Source organism: Carboxydothermus pertinax (assembly GCF_001950255.1).
Lineage (GTDB): Bacteria > Bacillota > Z-2901 > Carboxydothermales > Carboxydothermaceae > Carboxydothermus > Carboxydothermus pertinax.
The window spans coordinates 17,887-38,397 of sequence record NZ_BDJK01000066.1 but is presented as its reverse complement, the minus strand read 5'-3'; the positions used below and the strand labels follow the sequence as shown (position 1 = coordinate 38,397).

The 20,511-nt window shown below is 42.0% G+C and carries 18 protein-coding genes; 17 read left to right on the top strand and 1 reads right to left on the bottom strand.

The window, feature by feature from the left end; all coding sequences use genetic code 11:
• The 12 genes from cpu_RS12980 to cpu_RS12925 all read left to right on the top strand — a co-directional run.
• The coding region (locus cpu_RS12980; protein WP_501161797.1) for a DUF8618 domain-containing protein at positions 1-384 on the top strand (384 nt) is incomplete at its 5' end.
• A gap of 65 nt (positions 385-449) precedes the next feature.
• Complete coding sequence (gene yabP / locus cpu_RS12975; protein WP_075860405.1) at positions 450-728, top strand: sporulation protein YabP; 279 nt, start codon at positions 450-452, stop codon at positions 726-728.
• Positions 707-1,033, top strand: a complete 327-nt coding sequence (yabQ, locus tag cpu_RS12970) for a spore cortex biosynthesis protein YabQ (RefSeq protein WP_075860404.1) — start codon at positions 707-709, stop codon at positions 1,031-1,033. Before yabP ends, yabQ begins: the two co-directional genes overlap by 22 nt.
• A 109-nt stretch (positions 1,034-1,142) precedes the next feature.
• Entirely contained in the window at positions 1,143-1,373 is a 231-nt protein-coding gene (locus cpu_RS12965; protein ID WP_075860403.1) for a sigma factor-like helix-turn-helix DNA-binding protein, read from the top strand.
• A 2-nt stretch (positions 1,374-1,375) separates the two neighbouring features.
• Complete coding sequence (locus cpu_RS12960; RefSeq protein WP_075860402.1) at positions 1,376-1,702, top strand: FtsB family cell division protein; 327 nt, start codon at positions 1,376-1,378, stop codon at positions 1,700-1,702.
• A complete protein-coding gene (locus cpu_RS12955; protein ID WP_075860401.1) occupies positions 1,686-2,564 on the top strand; it encodes a Ppx/GppA phosphatase family protein in 879 nt (292 codons plus the stop codon). The genes cpu_RS12960 and cpu_RS12955 overlap by 17 nt, the downstream gene beginning before the upstream one ends.
• Before the next feature lie 75 nt (positions 2,565-2,639).
• Positions 2,640-5,069, top strand: a complete 2,430-nt coding sequence (gene spoIIE, locus cpu_RS12950; RefSeq protein ID WP_075860400.1) for a stage II sporulation protein E — start codon at positions 2,640-2,642, stop codon at positions 5,067-5,069.
• Entirely contained in the window at positions 5,041-6,384 is a 1,344-nt protein-coding gene (tilS, locus tag cpu_RS12945) for a tRNA lysidine(34) synthetase TilS (RefSeq protein WP_075860399.1), read from the top strand. The genes spoIIE and tilS overlap by 29 nt, the downstream gene beginning before the upstream one ends.
• Positions 6,385-6,440: 56 nt before the next feature.
• Positions 6,441-8,318, top strand: a complete 1,878-nt coding sequence (gene ftsH / locus cpu_RS12940) for an ATP-dependent zinc metalloprotease FtsH (protein WP_075860398.1) — start codon at positions 6,441-6,443, stop codon at positions 8,316-8,318.
• Between the two features lie 62 nt (positions 8,319-8,380).
• A complete protein-coding gene (ndk, locus tag cpu_RS12935; RefSeq protein ID WP_075860397.1) occupies positions 8,381-8,830 on the top strand; it encodes a nucleoside-diphosphate kinase in 450 nt (149 codons plus the stop codon).
• Between the two features lie 161 nt (positions 8,831-8,991).
• On the top strand, positions 8,992-10,098 hold the full coding sequence (locus tag cpu_RS12930; RefSeq protein WP_075860396.1) for a methyl-accepting chemotaxis protein: 1,107 nt from the start codon (positions 8,992-8,994) through the stop codon (positions 10,096-10,098).
• A gap of 114 nt (positions 10,099-10,212) precedes the next feature.
• On the top strand, positions 10,213-11,316 hold the full coding sequence (locus cpu_RS12925) for a methyl-accepting chemotaxis protein (RefSeq protein WP_075860395.1): 1,104 nt from the start codon (positions 10,213-10,215) through the stop codon (positions 11,314-11,316).
• A gap of 27 nt (positions 11,317-11,343) precedes the next feature.
• On the opposite strand, the gene cpu_RS12920 is transcribed toward cpu_RS12925, so the two are convergent.
• The gene (locus tag cpu_RS12920) at positions 11,344-13,866 is read right to left on the bottom strand and encodes a cytochrome c3 family protein (protein WP_075860394.1); all 2,523 of its coding nucleotides are present in this window, start codon (positions 13,864-13,866) and stop codon (positions 11,344-11,346) included.
• 159 nt (positions 13,867-14,025) lie between these two features.
• Here cpu_RS12920 and cpu_RS12915 point away from each other — a divergent pair, with 159 nt between their 5' ends.
• The 5 genes from cpu_RS12915 to cpu_RS12895 all read left to right on the top strand — a co-directional run bounded on the left by cpu_RS12915 (position 14,026) and on the right by cpu_RS12895 (position 20,443).
• Positions 14,026-16,359, top strand: a complete 2,334-nt coding sequence (locus cpu_RS12915) for an O-antigen ligase family protein (RefSeq protein ID WP_075860393.1) — start codon at positions 14,026-14,028, stop codon at positions 16,357-16,359.
• Positions 16,360-16,369: 10 nt separating this feature from the next.
• Positions 16,370-17,332, top strand: coding sequence for a cytochrome c3 family protein (locus tag cpu_RS12910; protein ID WP_075860392.1), 963 nt, complete (start codon positions 16,370-16,372; stop codon positions 17,330-17,332).
• Between the two features lie 67 nt (positions 17,333-17,399).
• Entirely contained in the window at positions 17,400-18,749 is a 1,350-nt protein-coding gene (locus cpu_RS12905; RefSeq protein WP_075860391.1) for a cytochrome c3 family protein, read from the top strand.
• 17 nt (positions 18,750-18,766) lie between these two features.
• Positions 18,767-19,423 carry a tetratricopeptide repeat protein gene (locus tag cpu_RS12900; RefSeq protein ID WP_075860390.1) on the top strand — a complete coding sequence of 219 codons (657 nt, stop codon included), beginning with the start codon at positions 18,767-18,769 and terminating at the stop codon, positions 19,421-19,423.
• Positions 19,424-19,435: 12 nt separating this feature from the next.
• Positions 19,436-20,443 carry a 6-bladed beta-propeller gene (locus tag cpu_RS12895; protein ID WP_077177359.1) on the top strand — a complete coding sequence of 336 codons (1,008 nt, stop codon included), beginning with the start codon at positions 19,436-19,438 and terminating at the stop codon, positions 20,441-20,443.
• Positions 20,444-20,511: the final 68 nt, after the last annotated feature.

Genomic DNA, 20,511 nt, shown 5'->3' with positions numbered 1-20,511 from the left:
AACCGCCACTGGCGGGTAGAAGTTCCCTGGGAGGAACTAAGAAGGGCTTTAAAAGGGCAAATTAAACAAGATCCCGGCCCTAATCCTTCGGTAAAAATAATTTCCCGGGGTAAGAGTGGGCGGGTACTTATGATGCGGTTAGGTGCAATTACTGTCAATGCTCCAGCAATTAGATTGGCGATTGGGCCCGAGAAAATGCGGTCTACCCTATTAACTAAAGCTTCCATTGAAAACGGCAAGCTTATTATGGAAGGTAAAGGGTTCGGGCATGGGGTTGGGCTTTGCCAGTGGGGGGCCAAGAAAATGGCCAATGAAGGTAAAACTCCCGAGGATATTATCGGGTTTTACTATAAAGATATTGAGATTAAAAAACTTTGGCGGTAAAATTGGCGGGCATAACTTCGGTTGTGCCCGCATATTATTTTATAAGGCCGAAGGGGGGAGAAAACATGGACGAGACTGTTAAACATAAAGTGGAAATCCGGGACCGCAAAACGATAATTCTCACTGGAATAAAGCAGGTTTTAAGTTTTAATGATGAGGAGATATTGGTAGAAAGTGTACAGGGTTTTATCGTGCTAAAGGGAGAAGGCCTTTTTATTACGGAGCTAAATCTGGAGTCAGGAAACCTCACAGTAGAAGGCTTTTTAAAAGAATTTTCCTATCCCGAAGAAGGACCTAAAGCTAAAGAAAGGGGCAAAGGGGTTTGGGAGCGCCTGTTTCGTTAGAAACTCCTTTACGGGAAATTATTTTATTTTTCGTGGCCGTAGCTCTGGGGTTTTTCTTTTGCGGCCTTTATTTTTTGGAAAATCGTTTATTAAAACGTAAATACCGGCGAAAGAAAAAGTTCCTTCCCTATTTTATCGGGGATATATTTTATTTTCTTTTGGTGGGAAGTTTTCTTGTGGGGTATTTTCTTTTTTTAGCCCAGGGGGAAGTAAGAAGTTATGGCTTTCTGGGAATAATTACCGGAATAGTTTTATATTATTTTATTTTAAACAAAACACCAGTTCGAGAGGAAAAACGAAAATAAAGGCGAATAGAATTATTAAGATTTTGTCCACATTTTGTCCATAACTTGTCCAAAAGTTGTCCACAAGTGTTAATAAGCTGTGGATAAATTGTATATAAGGTGAAGATAAATGCAAATTGAGATTCGGGGAGCAGAAAAATTAAGTTTTCGGGAACGGCAAGTGGTAGTGTTAAAAGAAATGGGACATAGCAATGAGCAAATAGCCAAAAAGCTCAAAATTAATGTAAGTTCGGTGGCGACACTTTACAATCGAGCAAAAAGCAAAGGATATCAAGTAGTAATTGTGATTCCGGGCGATCATTTAGGGCTTTTCGATCCCGGTGAAGAAGGGGAGGATTAATAATGTCGCGATATTCTGCCGGAAAGGGTAAATATAAAGGGAAAAAATCTTTTTGGTCAACGGTTATTCTGCTATTTCTTTTATATATCATGGTAAGTTTTGGTCTGGAAGTACAAAAACTTTATATCATGCACCGGGAAGTAAAAGACCTTTCTGACGAAGTTTATGAACTGAAACTGGACAACGAGAAGTTACTGGCCGATATCAAAAGGCTTAAAAATAGTTCATACCTGGAAGCCAGGGCCCGGGAAATGGGCTTTGTAAAACCTGGAGAAAAAGTAATAGTGATTGAAAAGAAGGGACAGGGATCAAATGCCAGCGGTAATTGATATTGGTACTAATTCGGTAAGGATATTAGTTGGATACTTCAAAAATGGTCAATTGGTTGAGCAATATCGGGATTTAAAAACCACCCGTTTAGGGGAAGGGATAAATTCTGGTTATTTAAAAGAAGAAGCAATGGAGCGGACCCTCCGGGCAGTTTTAGAATTTATCGAAAAAGCCCGGTGTTTTACCGATGAAATCGTAATATTGGCCACCAGTGCTGCCCGGGATGCCAAAAATCAAGAGGTTTTTGTCCGGAAAGTAAAGGAAGCTTGTGGTACTAACCTTGAAATTTTAACAGGGGAAGAGGAAGCTTATTATTCTTATCAGGGAGTAAGGTATGCTCTATCTTTCTTAAAGGAACCTTCGGTTTTAGACTTAGGGGGAGGCAGTATTGAGTTTATCTGGCAGGAAGAAGGGAAGACTAGGTTTCAAAGCTTGCCGGTTGGCGCAGTAAGGTTAATGGAGGCTTCTGATAAGTTCCTGCTACTTCATACCCTCCGGGAATTTGTGCAAAAAATAAGTTCTTATCTAAAAGAACCGCTAGTGGCAGTAGGGGGGACGGCGACGAGTTTAGCAGCTATTGATTTACGCCTGGAACAGTATGACCCGCAAAAAGTAGAAGGCCACGTATTGTCTTTAAGTAGGCTTATTGAGCTTCACAATTTTTTAGAAAGCCTTCCTTTAGAGGAGCGAAAAATGGTACCGGGGCTTTTGCCCGAACGGGCCGACATTATTGTTTATGGCAATAAAATCTTAATAGAAGTATTAAAAACGGCAAAGATACCAAAGCTTATAGTGGGCGAAGGAGATTTGCTCTTAGGAAGGCTCAGGGAAATGATGGTGTCGAAAGAAAATAAGGTCTAAAAACTTTAAATTGACAAAAATTTCCTCCTTGAAAGGCTATAATTATCTAGGAGCCTTGAAAAAGGAGGATTTTTTTTGGAAACTAAAATTTATCCCTTTAAGCGAAAAAAAATAAATATAAAGTTTCATGACATAAAAAAGCCTGGCCCCAAGCTTAAAGTAAATATCAGCCTTCGAGATCTGGTGGTTATGTTATTAGCTTTTTCTTTGGGCCGAGCGTCTTTGGTGGGTGATTTGTATCCTTTTGGGCCAGCGTTTTTGGGGGCGGCGGTGGCGTATTTAGGTATAGGTGAGTCGCTCTTGGTGTCAATGTTTGTGTTCCTAGGGCAGTTGATGGTTTTATCCGAAGGGCTTTTTATGTTTAAATTTTCCCAGTATGTGGTTTTGTTTACCTTAGGAGGATTTCTCCTTAAGAACTTAAACTTTAAAAAAAAGGCTCTTGTTTTACCGCTGCTGGTGTTTTTGGTCATAGCCTTCTTTGGAGTGTATTTTGACAAAAGCTTTTCCGGAACTCCTCTGGATTTTGTTAAAATCGGCCTTGAGGCGTCCTTTGCTGGAGTTTTAAGTGTCATATTTTTCTGGGCTTTTCCAGTTTTAAAAGGTGGTCCGGGAAGAATTGGAGCGGGAGAAGAGTTTTTACCGGTATTGTTTGTGATAGGTACGGCGTTAATTGGTTTTCCCAAGCTTTTTTTAGGCCCCCTTGAGGTCAAAGGCACTTTAATACGTTTTTTAGTGCTCTTGACAGCTTTTATCGGGGGACCGGGATTGGGCGCGGCTGGAGGAGCTGTTTTAGGTGTTATTCTTTGCTTTGGAAATGGCCAGGCTTTAGCGGACATAGGAGTTTATACCTTTGCCGGGCTATTGGCCGGGATTTTCCGTGAGTTTAAAAGAATTGGGGCAGTGGTGGGTTTTTTAATGGCCGATGTGGCTCTGGCCTTTTACCTACAAAATCTCTCAACCATAAAAGCTTTTACGTACCAAAGTGTAGTAGCAGCCGGAATATTTTTACTTTTACCTGGAAAATATTTAGAGGGACTTAAAGAAGCCCTTGATGGTTTTACTAGGAAATTCAGGCTTTTCTTAGATCAGCCAAGAGAAGTTGCCAAAGAACGAATGACCGAGTGCCGGGAATTATTTTTGGATTTGGGAAATTCTTTCTTAGAGCTTGCGACTACTTTAGCACCGGAAGTAATTCCGGAGTTTCGCATTGAAGAGGTAGTGGAACGTTTTCCCAAAAAAACTTGCTCAACCTGTACATTTACCCGACTTTGCTGGGAACGGGAGTTTTTTGGAACTTACCATGCTCTTTTAGAAATGCTAACGATTTTAGAAAATAAAGGGCAGATTAATAAGTCTGATGTTCCCGGGTTTTTTTATAAACGTTGCCTCAGGATAAACGAGCTATTAAACGAACTTATTTGTGTTTACTTAATGGAGAAGGAAAAAAGCCGCTGGCAGAAAAAGCTTTTTGAAGAAGAACAGCTTACCAAGCACCAGTTAAAGGGAGTTGGTGAAATATTTTTAGAATTAAATCGGGCATTGGATTTGGATTTTCTTTATGACCAGAAAAACTCGGTAAAAATCTTTAGAAGGCTTTGTGAAGAAAATTTACCGGTAGTTACGGTTTTAGCCAAACCTTCGGGAGGAAGGGGACTTATGGTAGAAATAAAAACCTTAAAATGCCCTGGAAATAAACCCTGCCAGAACAAAATACCCCAAATCCTTGGAGAAGAGACCGGAGGCGAATTTATCCTGCTACAAAAACGGTGTGGGCAAAGAGACGGAGGGGAATGCAACTTAAACTACTTGCCTAGAGAAGAGTTAGAGGGTAGAATTGGAATTGGAATGGCGGTAAAAACCGGGGAAGCGGTTTCCGGGGATAGCTACCGGGTGGTCCGTTATTCCCCCGGGAAGCTTATCTTAATGCTATCCGATGGGATGGGTAGCGGGGAGCTTGCCCGCAGGGAGAGCAGTGCCTGCCTTATTATGGTGGAACGGCTATTATCCTTTGGTTTAAGTCCCCTAAAAGCCCTGGAGGCGGTAGATGCTTTAATTAGGCTAAAAAACCGGCAGGAGCGGTATTTAACCTTAGATTTAGCTTTGGTAGACCTTATAAGTCGTCAGGTAACTTTTTATAAACGGGGTGCTGTAACTTCTTTTTTAAAACGGGGAGCGGCAGTTGAAAAAATAGCTGGTGAAAATTTGCCTTTAGGTAGTGGTATTGACTTAAAACTAAAAGAGCGGTATCAACTCCTGTTTCCCGGAGACCTTCTGGTATTAATGAGCGATGGACTGTTAGATGCCCTCGGGGGAGAGGAGCGCGTAATTAAGATTCTGTTGGAGGAGGAAGATTTTTCTCCCGAACTTTTAGCCGAATATTTGCTTGCCCATGCTAAACTTCGCCATCAAAATGTAGTTTTTGATGACCAAACAGTAATAGTTGCCCGCTTTTTTGAAAAAACAAGGAGTGAACAGGTTGTACACCAAATTTCTCAGTACCGTTAGGAAATATAAAATGATAAATCCCGGAGAGAAAGTGGTAGTAGGGGTTTCCGGTGGCCCTGACTCCATGGCTCTCCTTTTTTGTTTGCTGAAGTATCGGGAAGAAGTAGGAATTGAGATTGAAGTTGCCCACGTAAATCATGGGCTTCGAGGTAGGGAAAGTGACCTGGATGAACAGCTTGTCCAGGAGTTTTCCCAAAAACATGGGTTAAAATTTCATACCAAAAAGCTTTGTTCCTTAAAAACTGCTACCGAAAACCTTCAAGCCGAAGCTAGGAGGAGAAGATACGAGTTTTTTTTCGAAATTCTGGAGAAAACCGGGGCTACCAAAATTGCTTTAGCCCATACCGCGTCAGATGTGGCAGAAACGGTGATGATGAATATCCTGCGGGGAGCTGGAACAGAAGGTTTATGTGGGATCTGGCCGGTACGGGGGAAGATAATCCGGCCTTTGTTTTCAGTCTTTCGCCGGGAAGTTATGGCTTTTTTAGAGGAAGAAAGAATACCTTATAGAGTTGATTCTTCAAACCTTGTACCAAAATACCTGCGCAATAAAGTACGCTTAAAGCTTTTCCCCTATATTAATGAAGAATTTGGCACGGATATTGAGGAGCGACTTTTTAACCTGGCCCAAATTAAACAGGAGGAAAACCAGGTCTTAGAGAAGCATTTAAAGGAATTATGGCAAAAAGTATATGGTTACGATGGACAGGGATATCTTGATGTAAGGATATTACAAAATTTATCCTCTGCTGAAGCTGGGCTTATTTTAAGGAAGTTCTGGGAAGAAGCTACCGGAACTAAAAGAGATTTGTACCAGGAGCATATTGAAAGTTTACTCGCGTTTTGTAGTGATTTAAAGGGCACCCGCTATCTAATGCTGCCCCGGGGTATTCGGGCGAGACTATCTTACGGTAAGCTTTATTTCGAAGCAAAGAATTTCTGGCAAAATATTAAGTTTTTTTATGAAATAACTCCTCCGGGCCAGATGGAAATTCCAGAAGTGGGGAAAAAGATAATAATAACCCCTGCCCCGCAAGATAACTTTGATTTAATGCTTAAAGAAAAAAGTTTAGTAGTAGTGCGCAATCGGAGACCCGGCGATCGTTTTACTTTTAAGGGCCATACCAAAAAGCTAAAAGAATGGCTAATTGACTTAAAAATTCCTAAAGATTTAAGGGACCGTCTAGTCATTCTTGAGATAAATGGTCTGGTGGCCTGGGTAGAAGGCTTGGGTCCGGGAGATTTATTTAAAAAAAGGATTTTCCAGAGCTCGCCGGCGTACAAGATAGACATCGAATTATTGAAAAGTTGTTGAAATTATGATAAAATTTTGTAGCATAGTGATTGGCAAAGTGAGAGGAGTGCGCAACTTTGAATAAAGTTTTAAAAAACCTGGCAATTTATTTGTTGATAGTGTTGGTTGCAGTAATGCTCATTACCTATTCCCGGCCATCGGCAACTTCAATTCGGGATATAAAGTATGATGAGTTTTATAATCTATTGGAAAAAGGTCAGGTAGCATCGGTAGCTATCCAGGCGGACCGTACGATCAATGAAATTTCAGGGGTTTTAAGGGACGGAACCAGGTTTAAAACCCGGGGACCCTTAGAGGATACCGAACTTTATAAAGACTTAAAAACGATGAATGTTACGTTAGAAGTTCTGCCGCCTAAAGAACCGGCTTTCTGGGCTAATTTATTAAGTTCCCTGTTACCGGTCCTTTTGATGATTGGATTATTCTTTTTCTTTATGCAGCAGGCCCAGGGCGGAGGTAACCGGGTAATGTCCTTCGGTAAAAGCCGGGCAAGACTTCATACCGACGAGAAAAAACGGGTTACCTTTGCTGATGTAGCTGGGATTGATGAAGTAAAAGAAGAACTGGTGGAAATTGTCGAGTACCTAAAAAATCCCCGGAAATACAATGAACTTGGAGCAAGAATTCCCAAAGGAGTTTTGCTTTTTGGTCAACCGGGTACCGGGAAAACGTTACTGGCCCGGGCTATTGCCGGTGAGGCGGGAGTACCCTTTTTTAGCATTAGCGGTTCAGATTTTGTGGAAATGTTTGTAGGGGTTGGTGCTTCCCGGGTCAGGGATCTTTTTGAACAGGCCAAGAAAAATGCTCCCTGTATTGTCTTTATTGACGAGATTGACGCGGTAGGGCGGCAACGGGGAGCAGGATTAGGTGGCGGTCACGACGAGCGGGAGCAAACTTTAAACCAGCTTTTAGTAGAAATGGATGGTTTTAATTCCAACGAAGGGATTATCATTATTGCTGCTACTAACCGACCGGATATATTAGACCCGGCATTATTGCGTCCGGGACGTTTTGACCGGCACATAGTAGTGGATACGCCGGATATAAACGGTCGTAAGGAAATCTTAAAAGTTCACGTTAAAGGGAAGCCCCTTGGGGAGGATGTGGATTTAGATGTCTTAGCCCGCAGGACTCCTGGCTTTACCGGTGCGGATTTAGCTAATATGGTTAACGAAGCAGCCCTTTTGGCGGCCCGTCGGAACAAAAAGATAATAAATATGGATGAAATGGAAGAAGCAATTGAAAGGGTTATTGCTGGTCCGGAAAAGAAAAGCAAAGTTATTTCCGAACGGGAAAAAAGACTGGTGGCATACCATGAAGCGGGACACGCCATGGTGGGTTATCTTTTACCCCATACCGATCCCGTTCATAAGATTTCCATCATCCCCCGGGGCCGGGCGGGAGGTTATACTTTGCTGCTACCCGAAGAAGACCGTTCGTATATGACTAAATCCCAGCTTTTAGATGAAATTACCATGCTCTTAGGGGGCCGGGTAGCGGAAGCCCTGGTGTTAGAAGACATTAGTACCGGTGCTCGTAATGATTTAGAGCGGGCTACCGAAACCGCCCGGAGAATGGTGATGGAGTACGGGATGAGCGAGGAGTTAGGACCCCTTACTTTTGGTAAAGGAACCGAAGCAGTATTTTTAGGCCGGGACCTTGCTCGGGATCGAAATTACTCGGAAGAAATAGCCTATACAATTGATAAAGAAGTGAGAAAGATTGTAGACGGCTGCTACAGTCGGGCCCAAGAGCTTTTGCAAACCAATTTAGATACTCTCCACCTGGTTGCTACCAGGCTTATGGAGGTAGAAACCATGGAAGGGGAAGAGTTTGAAAAGCTCATGAAAGAGCAGGGACTTGAAAAGCCCAAACTAAATGGTAACAAAGAATCGGACAATGATGGGGTGACTGAGGAAAATTTACAGGATTAACAAAGCCTCCCTAAAGCGGGAGGCTTTTTCCAGAATTCACGCTAAGGGGGAGAAGAATTCTCATGGAACGGACTTTTATCATGGTAAAACCCGATGGGGTGCAAAGGGGATTGGTCGGGGAAATTATTAGCCGTTTTGAAAAACGCGGGTTTAAATTAGTGGGATTAAAACTTATGCAAATCAGCCGGGAGCTGGCGGAAACCCACTACGGCGAACATAAGAGTAAGCCGTTTTTTGAGGGACTGGTGAACTTTATTACCTCGGGACCGGTGGTGGCCATGGTTTGGGAAGGAAAAGAGGTAATAGCCACTGCCCGGGAAATGATGGGGGCTACCAATCCCCTAAAAGCCCAGCCGGGGACTATCCGGGGTACCTACGGTATCGATGTGGGGAGAAATGTAATTCACGGCTCCGATTCACCGGAGTCGGCTGCCCGGGAAATTGCCCTTTTTTTCAAGGAAGAAGAACTTCTTAGTTACGAAAAAACTCTCGATACCTGGATTTACGAATAATACCATAAACCCCGTCAAAATTCGGCGGGGTTTTTTCATGCTTAAAACCTTGTAAAAAGCTTTTTCTAATTTACAGTAATTTTTGAAAATAATAAAATAAAAGTTAAGTAGAAAAATATTATACTATTTTATACTATATTTGCTATCATAGGGGTGAAAAAATGAACTATAACAACTGGGTTTACGGGCTAAACATTGTCTTGGGTGGATTTAGCGGCATAATTTACGGCATAGTATACCGTAATTTTATTGCTATTTTAACTGGCAGCATTTTGGTTTTAACAAACCTTTGGGGGTATTATTTTATCTACTTAAAAGAGAAAAAAGAGTTTGCTAAGATACTGGAGTTAGGGGTTGCGGCTAAAACCAAAAATTTACGGGAGCTTATAAATTACCAACCGCCCCAAAAGGGTTTTTTAAAGGAAATAGGGGAGACTTTTAGGTTTCTGGGGGAACAAATTTACAATGCTGTAAAATATGCCGGAGAGGATGCCCAGACGCAGTCGGAAATTATTGAGAGTTTAACTTCGGCCTTTGAACAGGTGGCTACCGGTACCCAGCACCAGGTGGGGCAAATTCAAAACTTAACGCTATCTTTAGAAAAACTAGCGCAGGAGATTAATGAAGTAGCTAAGTTAGCCGCTAATACCGAATTGCTTGCCCAAAGAGCCCGCGAGTTTACCCAAAAAGGAGTCAAACAAAGCGAAGTAGCTGGACAGGAAATGGAGAGCATAAATCAAAGTATTAATGATTTAGAAAAAAATTCTGCTAACATAGCTGCTATCTTAGAAGTGATCAATGAAATTGCCGATCAAACATCACTTTTGGCTTTAAATGCAGCAATTGAAGCGGCTCGAGCCGGAGAGGCGGGAAGAGGTTTTGCAGTCGTAGCTGATGAGGTAAGAAAACTTGCCGATAAATCCCGGGAATCGGTACAAAAAATCGAAGAAATTATTAAAGATGTGCAAGCAAAAACTAGTACCGCCGTAAAATATACCCATAATGGGGTGCTGGCTATTGCCAGCCTGGGTCAAGCTTTTAAAGAGATTAATAACCATGTCCAAGAAATGACCGGTTATATGGCGCAGGTTTCAGAAAAAACCGGGATTCAAGCTACCGCCAGCGAGGAAGTATCGGGGGCAGCCCAGACCATTGCTGCGGTGATTGAAGAAATTTCCGCAAGCACCCAGGAAATTGCCGCAACTTCCAGAAAACTTACAGAGATTAATGCGGCTTTAAAGGAACATGTGGCCAGTCATATTTTATAAAGGTTAAAACCCAGCACCTTTAGGGATGGTATCCAAACCCTAAAGGTGTTTTTTTAATCTGCAATTTACAACAATTAAGAAAAGTTGGTAAAATAAAAAAAATGAGGTGAAAAGATGATAATAAATAACTGGTACCAGTGGTTAAACGTACTTTTAGGTCTTACCGGGATTGGGGCGGGTGTTGTTACCGGAAATATTTTAGCACTGGCCCTTGGCGTTGGGTTAGGCCTGACTACCCTAGCTAATTATTATTTTATATATTTAAAAGAAAATGAGGAAAGGAAAAGGCTTTTACAATTAGGAGAAGCGGTAAAAAACCGGAACCTTAAAGAGCTTGTGGAGTATACACCGCCGCCAAAAGGCAGCTTTAAAGAACTGGGAGAAACCTTTAAGTTTCTCGGAAAAGTGGTTTATAACTCCATAAAATTTGCGGGAAAAGATGCCGAGACTCAAGCGGAAATCATTGCAAGCCTGACCTTTGCTTTGGAGCAGGTAGCCACAGGAACCCAGCATCAGGTAGGGCAAATTCAAAATTTAACCCTTTCTTTAGAAAAGCTTGCCCAAGAAATTAACGAGGTGGCCAGGTTTGCCCTTGCGACGGAAACCCTGGCCCAAAAAGCGCGCGAGCTTACCCAAAATGGAGTAGTACAAAGTGAAGCTGCCCAACAGGAAATGGAGGGCATCAATCAGAGCATTAACGAGTTAGAGAAAAATTCAGCCAACATTGCCGCAATCTTAGAGGTGATAAATGAAATAGCCGACCAAACATCACTTTTGGCGTTAAATGCGGCGATTGAAGCTGCCCGGGCCGGGGAAGCCGGGCGCGGGTTTGCGGTAGTTGCCGAGGAGGTGCGCAAACTTGCCGATAAATCCCGGGAGTCTGTGAAAAAAATTGAGGAAATTGTGAAAGCTGTCCAGCTCAAAACCAGTACTGCGGTTACCATGACGCAAAACGGAGTAATGGCCCTTGCAAGCCTAAGTCAAGCCTTTAGTGAGATTAACGCTAATGTTGAAGAGGTAGTGAGCCATATGGCCACGGTTTCCCAAAAAACCGGGATTCAAGCTGCGGCCAGCGAGGAAGTATCGGGTGCGGCTCAAGCTATTGCTGCAGTTATTGAAGAGATTTCCGCAAGTACTCAGGAACTAGCGGCTACTTCGCAAAAACTTAAGGAAATAACCGACGGCTTAAAGAAACGGGTTGCCAGTTACCAGCTTTAAAAAGCCATGGCCTAGGGCCATGGCTTTTTAATATCCGCCAAAGGTGTGGGAACTTAGATAAATACTGTCAATAAGTGATGCGGTTTTGGGCATATCTACCGCTGGCAGTCGGGTTCCATCGTGGCAGGAGGAGCAAAGTTGCCCCTGGGTAGTTTTAAGAGATTCCCCCAGTAAATTGGTGCCGTGGCTGTTGTGGCAGTCGTTGCAGGCTAAACTGCCGGTTTTATAATGGAGGCTTTGCCTGAACGCCGGATACTCGTTTTGAGCCCGGGCATCCCGGTAAATGCTATCTACGGCAGGATAGAACAAATTCTGAAGTGATAATATTGGTGTTGGATTTGAACTTCCTACCAGATACGGTCCTAAATTATCTGTACCGTAAATTGGGTCATTTAACCCCGGGATAAGCCCGTAAGTATACCAATCAACACTCCAGGGATAAACCCTCTGGTCTACGGGTGCTAAGAAGTCTTCGCGATAAGTAAGTCCCATGACCGTTTGCTGTTGATATAAAAGACTTACTCCCTTACTGTGGCACTGACCGCATAAACTCGAACGGAGTTCCGGGGTCTGATATTTAGGATTATAAATATTGTAGTGATTGGGGTTTTCAGTGTGGTTTTTACCGGGACCGTGACAGGCTTCACAGCCTACACCCCTTTCGACCAGTTCAAAACCGGTCACCTCGTAGGTCTGATTGTTCACCGAGGTAACTTTAAAGCCGGTGCCATGGCAGCCCAAACAGGAGTTTAAGTCATAAACTCCTGAAAATACGGTGAACTTCTTCGCGGGAACATTAAAGCTTCCCGAAAGAAGATTATAAGTTGTGTCATAAACCGCATAGCTCTGCAACCACTTAAAACCAACGCTTAAAGTGACTTGCTCGGGGTAAACATCCGCCCGGGTTGAATCAATCAGCCGATAGAGAAGGTTACCGGCGCTAGCCATTTTATCATTTAAGCCGCTGTAGGTAAACCGGTACCTAAAACCGTTAACCGACGGTTCCAAAGGATAAACCGCATCAGCTACTATACTATTAAAACCAAAACCAATGGTCCTTGCATGGGCAGTTTTTTGCCATCCCTCATAATAATTCTGGTGACAGCTCTTGCAGGCAAGGCTTCCCACGTACTGGCTGCTTCCCTGATAATAATTGGTAGGAGTAGGAGACTCCATAAAATACCCGGTTTTATCTGGATGGCACAAAACACAGCTTTTCATATTGGGAAGCCGTTTTAAAGCCGAGGAACCGGTGTTTTCATAGGCCTCTTCCGGTACTGTACCGGTTTTGAGCCAGTAATCTTGATTAACGCCATGGGCAGTATGGCAGGTAAGACAGTTAATTTTGGAAAAAGTCCCGGTAGTTGGGTCATATTCAAACTTTATGTTATAGGTTTGGGCTAAAACTGAGGCCTGCTCCGGATAGACCGTTAAGTCTACCGGGTGGCGGTAATTTTCGTAAAAATACGTTTGTAAATCCACTGTAGTTTTGTAATACGAAGGATGGCAGCTCGCACAAAACTCGGAAATCCCGCTAATATACGATATTTTTTCCGGTTTTCCAGGGTCGGTTGAAAGATAGTTTTCGATATCCATAACTACACGGATAGCCGGGACAAAATAAGCATAAAGGGGTACCGTGGGAGCATAGGTAAACTTAATTAACGTATAGCCCCGGGAATTATCAATAGTGTAGGAGGTAGGGTCTATTACTCCCTGGTCAGTAACAATCTTCGTAAACGGTTCGTATTCATAACCGGTAAGCCAGCGGTAGGGAGTGTAGGTAGTTTCACCAACTGAGTTAACAAAAGCCCCCGGGTAGACTGTAAATTCGGTACTGGAAAGCCCGGCCATTAAAACCCCTTCTTTTTTATTTAAATAAGCCTGTCCGTTGGGATTAGGGGATAAAAGCCGGGCATTGCCTCCGGCACCGTGGGGTTCATGGCAGCTGGTACAGGTAAAGGGGAAGCCCCAACGGTCAATAACTCCATCACCGTTTAAGTCCTGGGGAGAGGTATCGGTATAAACTTCTCCTGGTACTGAGGCTACTTCGACAATACCGCTTGCATTGTGGGCGGATAAAAAGTTTTCATTTCCCCTTCCAAAAAGGCCGCCGTTAGTAAAATTATTGCTATTTTGGATCTTGCCATCAAGAACGTTATAAGTAGTAGTGACAGTGCCATCGTGGCAGGCCATACACGTAGCGTAATCGGAATACCACTGCAAGAGGCCCGGACCTACTGAGGTATGAGTAGTGTGGCAGGATGCGCAGCTATCGGTATTTTTGGTAAAATTACTGTGGACCCTGTACAAGGCAGGGTTACTTTCATTGGGCAAATAAACTTCATAAGGGAAATTTGTAAGATTGTCCGGGTTAAAGGTAGAGACCATTCCATAGACATTGTTATAAACTTTTGTTTGAACTGGAAGGTAACTATTTTTTTGTCCGTTGTTGCCATAAACTGGCAATAAGTTGGCTTGTACGTTATTTGGTATTAAAATTATTGATATGAAAATCAATGGTAAAATGTATAAAAAAGCTTTTTTCATAGATGCCACCTATAAGTAAAAATGTTAATTTCTTAATAATTTCGCTAAAAAGATACAAAAATCCTTCTATTTTAAAATTATTATTTTTTAAAGGTGCTATCTTTTGGTAGCAGGATTTTTTCTAAGTTAAACGAATAGAAAATAAGGGAGGTAATGACTGTGGACGGTGAGAGAGCACTTAAATTTAAAATTCCTTATCTAGATGAAGCAAAGCCTTATAAAACAATGTGGTTTATTTTACTTTTAGGATTTAGCCTTTTATTTTTATTACCGCCTTTTTACCGGGGGCTATTTTTTGAATATGAACAGGAAGTAGCAACTCTCTGGGCAGTTATTTTAGTTTGGCTAGTTTATACTTTAGAGCTTGGGGAGAAAAAACCAAAGTTTTTACAGTTAACCTTAGATTACGCCGTGTTGGCACTCCCAATAATTTATTTAATTTCAATAATTAATGCGGCCAATATAGGCTTTGCTGTCGATGAATTTGTCCAAAACGTTTTGTACTTTTTGGTTTTCTGGCTGGCTACCCGCTTGGGAGCTGACCAGAATGCGCGAAGGGTTTTACTTCATGCGGTTTATCTGGCTGCAATTGGTGTATCCCTTGCAGGCCTTATGACGGCAACGGGAGTAATTAATATTCGAGATGGGTATTTAAGTGGTCGAATTTACTCTTCTTTTCAATATCCCAATGCTTTGGCAAGTTATTTAGCAGCGGCTTTTTTAATTGGTGTTTACCTGTGGGTAAGTTCCAATAAAGCTTTACGTTATTTTTACGGGATTGGAAACTATATTATTTTAACGGTACTTCTTGGGACCAAGTCCAACGGTGGCTTAATGGTATTTTTAGCCGTAATGGTTTTATACTTTATTTTTCAGCCGCCAGGGAAAAGATTTGCCATTTTCTTTCATTTATTTTTAAACCTAGCATTAGCTTTTGTGGTGATAAAAAGCTTTATATATCATGTGGATGTTACGGGTCAGACCAGGAACTCGTGGCTCTGGTTTCTAGTTGGCTTAATTATAGCAGTAATGATCGAAGTTATTATTCAGTTCCTAGTTTTAAATAAAGCAGTTATTACAACCTTTACAAAATACAAAAGACCATTAATTTATACGTTTATTGGATTTGTGGTGCTGGCTTTAATAGGCGGTTTGATTTTGGTTTTATCTAATGAAGTATTAAGGGGAAAAATTTACGAATTGCTGCGATTTCGTAACGCTAGTGAACGGGGTTATTTTTACCGGGATGCCCTGAAAATGTTTTTTAAAAGCCCTCTTATTGGCTGGGGGGGTGGAGGCTGGGGGGAAGCTTACCGGGCGTTTCAAAGTTATTTTTATATTTCCACCCAGGTTCACAGTTACTACCTGCAGCTCTTTGTTGAAACGGGAGTGTTAGGAGTAGCAACTATTGTTACCATAATCGGAAGTTTTTTCAAATACTTTATTTATCTTTGGAGAAAAACCAACGATTACTGGCTTTCCTTTGAGGTCGTTACCCTGGGAGCGGTAATTATAAATATTGCTGGTCATGCGGCTATTGACTTTGATTTATCGTTAGCCGCCCTTTCCTTGGTTTTGTTTTTAGCCCTTGGCTTTATAAGAACTCTATACTTCACTGCTATTTCTAAACCACTACCGGAGAAAAACAAAAGGAAAGTACAGTTTAACAGTATCCCCTATTTTACCTTAATCTCAGTTATAGCGATTGGGCTTTTAATTTTTGTGGGAATGCTTACTACTGCAAGTCATTATGAATATTCTGCATACAGCTACTATCAAGCTCAAGATTTACAAGGGCTAAAAAATGTAATGGAAAATGCTGCCCGCTATAATCCCTTTAATGCTTCTTATAATGAAAAGCTAAGGGATATTTACAAGTCTTTTGGTGATTTAAATAATGCTCTTCTCCAGGCAGAAAAAGCGGTAGCAAAAAGTAAGTATGATCCTTACAAAAAAATTGAACTATCTTATCTTTATTACCAAACGGGACAGATTGAAAAAGCAGCCAGCTTAACCGATAAATTTATTTCCGATGCTCCTTTTATGTCGGTAGTCTATGATGCGGCAGCGCGCATGAATATGATGTGTGGGCTTGCGGCAGTGCGAAGTGGAAACTTAGAGGCTGCTAAGGCGTATTTTACAAAGGTAATTAAAGTTCGCGATTGGGAAGAGAAGCAAATCGCCAAATATACTCCGGAAACTAAGAAACTTCAGGTAGTAGCTCCGATTTTAGAAGTATCACCGGAAGTAAAATTAAACGTAGGAATAGCATATTATTTCTTAAAGGACTATTCCCTTGCTCGGGAAAACCTATTGGTGGCAAAAGAAAAAACTGATTTAAAAGCGGAAAGCTTAATGTGGCTTACGATTTTAGAGACCAAAACTCAAAATAAAGATCTGGCAGAGGAGTATAAGAAGCAATTAGCAAAAGCTACAGGAGGGGCAGAATTAATTAATAAACTTGATGAGTTTTTAAAATTACCACAGGTTTAGGTGGGAGTTAATGAAGAAAAAAACCTTTATGAATATCTTAATCTGGGTGCAGTTAACGGTAATAGGTCAGGTAGTGTTATTTATACTATTACTTTCCGGAACAAAAGCGGCTCTAAATAGCCGCTTTTGTTTTTACTGTCATGAGATGCGCCCGGAATATTATACCTGGGAAGTTTCCACCCACAATAAAATAGAATGCTGGCGTTGCCATGTAACTTCTAGTCCACTTGTGCCCTTTTGGGTTAGCTTAAACGGCGGAACAAATTTTGTCCAACACCTAACCGGGCTATTTGAAAAGCCAATTAAAATCACTTATTCCCTAGATAATAAACGGTGCCTATCCTGTCATACTTTAGAATCGGTTACCCCCGGGGGTGATATAATCATACCTCATGACCGGCATCTTGCTCAAGGAGTGACCTGCGTTACCTGTCATTTTGGGGTCGTTCATTTTCAGGTAGCCGAAAGGGGTTTGACCCGGGGGAAGTACGAAAGCTGGAATCAAGCAAAAGCCCTTGCCGAGCGAAAAGAGATAAACCGAAAGCTTTTAATGGACGGCTGCATTAGCTGTCACCGAGAACGGGGTGTGTCTACTGAATGTCGCACCTGTCATTTAAAAATTAAGGCCCCCAAAGATCATAATGACCCTGCCTGGGAGGAAAAACATGGTTTGACTGCCCAAAAAAATGTTGACTACTGCATTTCTTGCCACCTGGGAAAAGAATTAATTCGGAGCGTTGCCTTTGACAAAAAACTTTACTGGTATACCCGGTTAAATCCTTTTTGCCGGGACTGTCATTTAAAAAGACCTCAGTTTCACTTAAATAACTGGATTCCCAATCATATTGAAGCAATTGGAAGAAAAGGGGAAGATTCCTGTTATGCCTGCCATGACATTGAAAAAGGAGAAGGTTTCAATAAAAATCCTGTATATTGCAATAAATGCCATAAATTTTATAATAAACTAAAATAGTTAATACATTTTTTGGCAGGAAATTTTTAACTCTTGTCGAATAGCTTTTTATAGGAGGCAGTAAGTAATGAAAGCACGGGCACCCACCCTTGGGGAAAAACGCACTAAAATATTGTTAGTGGTAAGTGGTGTTTTGTTAACTCTCCTGGTAATAGCTGTGAGTTTATTTGAAGTAACATCGCTTACCCTAACCTGTAAAACCTGTCACGAAATGCTTCCCGAATACTATACCTGGAAAGCTTCCAGCCACAGCGAGCTAAACTGTTTAAAGTGTCATGTTCAGCCGGGAATTGGGAATTTATTTAAATTTAAAGCCGAAATGCTAAACTTTGCCTACCTCCATTTTACCAAGAAGTATTTGCTACCAATTTCCTTAAAAAAAGACATTCCCCAGAGAAATTGCACTCGCTGTCATGGACTTAAACGGCCAATCACCCCTTCCGGAGATATCATTGTTCCCCATGATAAGCATAAATCGGCAGGAGTACAGTGTTTGGAGTGTCATAGAGGTATTGCCCACGGAAATATCTTAGACCGGCAGGAGACGATTGACGGGGATTTTAATCGTTGGAATTTAACCTATGCCAAATCCCAGATGGCTCCGGAAAATGTTAAAACCAAAATGACTTTGTGCATGAGCTGTCATGAACAAAGAAATATAACCCGGAAATGTGAAGCTTGCCACCGGGAAATCAGGCCTCCTAAAGACCACAAGGTACCAGACTGGCTAACAACTCATGGAAAATTAGCAAGAAAAGATTTAAAATACTGCGACCTGTGCCATTCTTACTCTAATACAGGAATTGAATATAACGAAAAAGATCCGGTGCGGGCCTACATAAAAGGAAACAGCTTTTGTTCCGGGTGCCACTCTAAGAGACCGGTAACCCATACCGTGGATTGGATATTTTCCCACGGCTTAAAACGGACGAAAAAGGATATACCCGACTGTCTTACTTGCCATGATTGGGGACAGCGTTCTCCTTTGATGACAAGCCAAAGGGTGATTGCTGGGGAACGGCAAACCTTGCAAGTACCTGGTGGACAGATTTTAGGAGAGAAAAAGACCTATTGTATTAAATGCCACAAAGGTCAGCATGTTAATTTCTTTACCTACCAGGTACAAAACCACCCGTTGTATCTTCCAACCGGTACAAAACTTCAGGGCTACTGTTTTGGCTGCCACAATGTTCGGCAGTGCTACCAATGCCATAAAAACGCTGAAGCGCTTTATAATGAGTTTAAAGAGGGGTTAAATAAACGCCAGAGTACACAAGAAATTAAAAATCCACATTTAAAGTATTTAAGAAATGGTGCTCAAAACCATCCGGTACCCTTAACGGCCAATACCAAGCGCGACAGCACTTGCTATCGCTGTCACAACCAAAAATACTGTACCGGTTGTCATAAAAATTAAGAAAAGGGGGATTGACCATGAGGACGGAGATTAAAACGGTAAAACCATCCAAACCGGTGCATCCGGTAGTAGCCTATCTTGTTCTTATTGCCTTTGCCTCTGCTCTTTTTGTGGTAGGGGTGATTATCGGCAAAGCCTTTTTCTGGGAAAACTATGATACCACTCCAATTGCGGACAGAATAATTGAAGTTGCCCAGCAAAAAGTTGCCAAAGATCCGAAAAACCCCAAAAATTATGTGGATCTGGGCTGGGGTTACTTTCAGAAAAAGGATTATAATAACGCTTTAGCTCAGTATAAGAAGGCCCTTGATTTGGACAAAAAATATTATCCAGCGTATTTAAATCTGGGTATTCTTTATATTGATACCGGTAAGTACGATTTAGCGGTTAACACCTTAAAGCAAGCGGTAGCTCTTCAGCCTAAAAGTTCCAATGCTCATTTAAATCTGGGAATTGCCTATAATAAGTTGGAAAAATATCAGGAAGCGTTAAAAGAACTCAAGGCTGCCTATGAGCTTTCCCCCGGTTCTACGAGGATAATTTATGAAATAGGTGTTGCCTATGAAAAGATGGGGAAAATAGAGGATGCCAAATACCAGTACAAGTCAGCCTTAGAGTTTGACCCGAAATTTGAAGACGCCAAAAAAGCATTAGAGCGGCTCAATAAAAAGTAGAGGAGGGAGAAAATGAATAGTTCCAATACTTTATCAGTAAGGCTAAAAGAAATTTTCTGGCGCTGGGATCAGGAAAAACTAAAGAAAACCTTAAAATGGATTTTCATAATTGAGGCAATATTTTTTATTATTTTTTACTTCTTAAACCGAAATCCAGTGCCCCAAATAATGCCGCAGATTGGACCACCTGGGCCGCCGGCCTTTTTGTATGCGCTGTACGGTACCGACCAGAACCCCTTTAAAAAGCCAATGGCTGTAGCAGTGTCGGGCAACCGGATTTATGTTACCGATACCGGAAACCAGCGGGTGCAGGTTTTTGACTACGACGGCAATCCCCTCTTTACCTTTGGTAAACCCGGTACCGATAAGGGGCAGTTTAAATTTCCTTATGGCATTGCCGTAGACGGGGACGGCAAAGTTTATGTAGCCGACATGTATAACGGAAAAATTTCGGTATTTAACAGCGAAGGGATTTTCCAGTACTACTTTGGCAGCCCTACTGATATCAGCCGTCCGGCAGGCTTATTTATCGCTGGCAGTCGACTGTATGTGGCAGATGTGGGTAAAAACAAAGTTATGGCCTTTACTTTAGACGGCAAGAAAGTACTGGAGTTTGGGAAAATGGGCACGGCTAACGGGGAGTTCCGGGCGCCGAACTGCGTCTGGGTGGCTAACGGTAAAATATATGTAGCCGACTCCGGTAACGACCGGGTGCAGGTGTTTAACCTCTTAGGAGGTTATGCCTATACCTTAACCGGCGGCAATAACAACGGTGAGACCTTCTCCTTTGTTAACCCCCGAGGTCTTGGGGTAAACGGTAGGGGGGTCCTGTATGTGGTAGATAATTTGAACAGCCGGGTTTGTGCCTTTGACGATCAGGGTAATTACCTTTTTACCTTTGGTGGCAAAGGGGCTGACTTAAACCAGTTTATTCTGCCAAATGGTCTCTTTATTGACGACCAGGGCCGGATTTACATTACCGATACCGTAAACCAGCGGGTTGTAGTTTATCAAAGTTAAATAAAAGTATTTAAAGGCTATCTCCAATTTAGGATAGCCTTTAATTTTGAAGTAGACTAAAAAGCCAG

Coding starts and splice junctions, on each gene's coding strand:
- yabP (WP_075860405.1), top strand. CDS start 450: ATGGACGAGACTGTTAAACATAAAGTGGAAATCCGGGACCGCAAAACG.
- cpu_RS12965 (WP_075860403.1), top strand. CDS start 1,143: ATGCAAATTGAGATTCGGGGAGCAGAAAAATTAAGTTTTCGGGAACGG.
- cpu_RS12960 (WP_075860402.1), top strand. CDS start 1,376: ATGTCGCGATATTCTGCCGGAAAGGGTAAATATAAAGGGAAAAAATCT.
- cpu_RS12955 (WP_075860401.1), top strand. CDS start 1,686: ATGCCAGCGGTAATTGATATTGGTACTAATTCGGTAAGGATATTAGTT.
- ndk (WP_075860397.1), top strand. CDS start 8,381: ATGGAACGGACTTTTATCATGGTAAAACCCGATGGGGTGCAAAGGGGA.
- cpu_RS12930 (WP_075860396.1), top strand. CDS start 8,992: ATGAACTATAACAACTGGGTTTACGGGCTAAACATTGTCTTGGGTGGA.
- cpu_RS12925 (WP_075860395.1), top strand. CDS start 10,213: ATGATAATAAATAACTGGTACCAGTGGTTAAACGTACTTTTAGGTCTT.
- cpu_RS12920 (WP_075860394.1), bottom strand. CDS start 13,866: ATGAAAAAAGCTTTTTTATACATTTTACCATTGATTTTCATATCAATA.
- cpu_RS12910 (WP_075860392.1), top strand. CDS start 16,370: ATGAAGAAAAAAACCTTTATGAATATCTTAATCTGGGTGCAGTTAACG.
- cpu_RS12905 (WP_075860391.1), top strand. CDS start 17,400: ATGAAAGCACGGGCACCCACCCTTGGGGAAAAACGCACTAAAATATTG.
- cpu_RS12900 (WP_075860390.1), top strand. CDS start 18,767: ATGAGGACGGAGATTAAAACGGTAAAACCATCCAAACCGGTGCATCCG.
- cpu_RS12895 (WP_077177359.1), top strand. CDS start 19,436: ATGAATAGTTCCAATACTTTATCAGTAAGGCTAAAAGAAATTTTCTGG.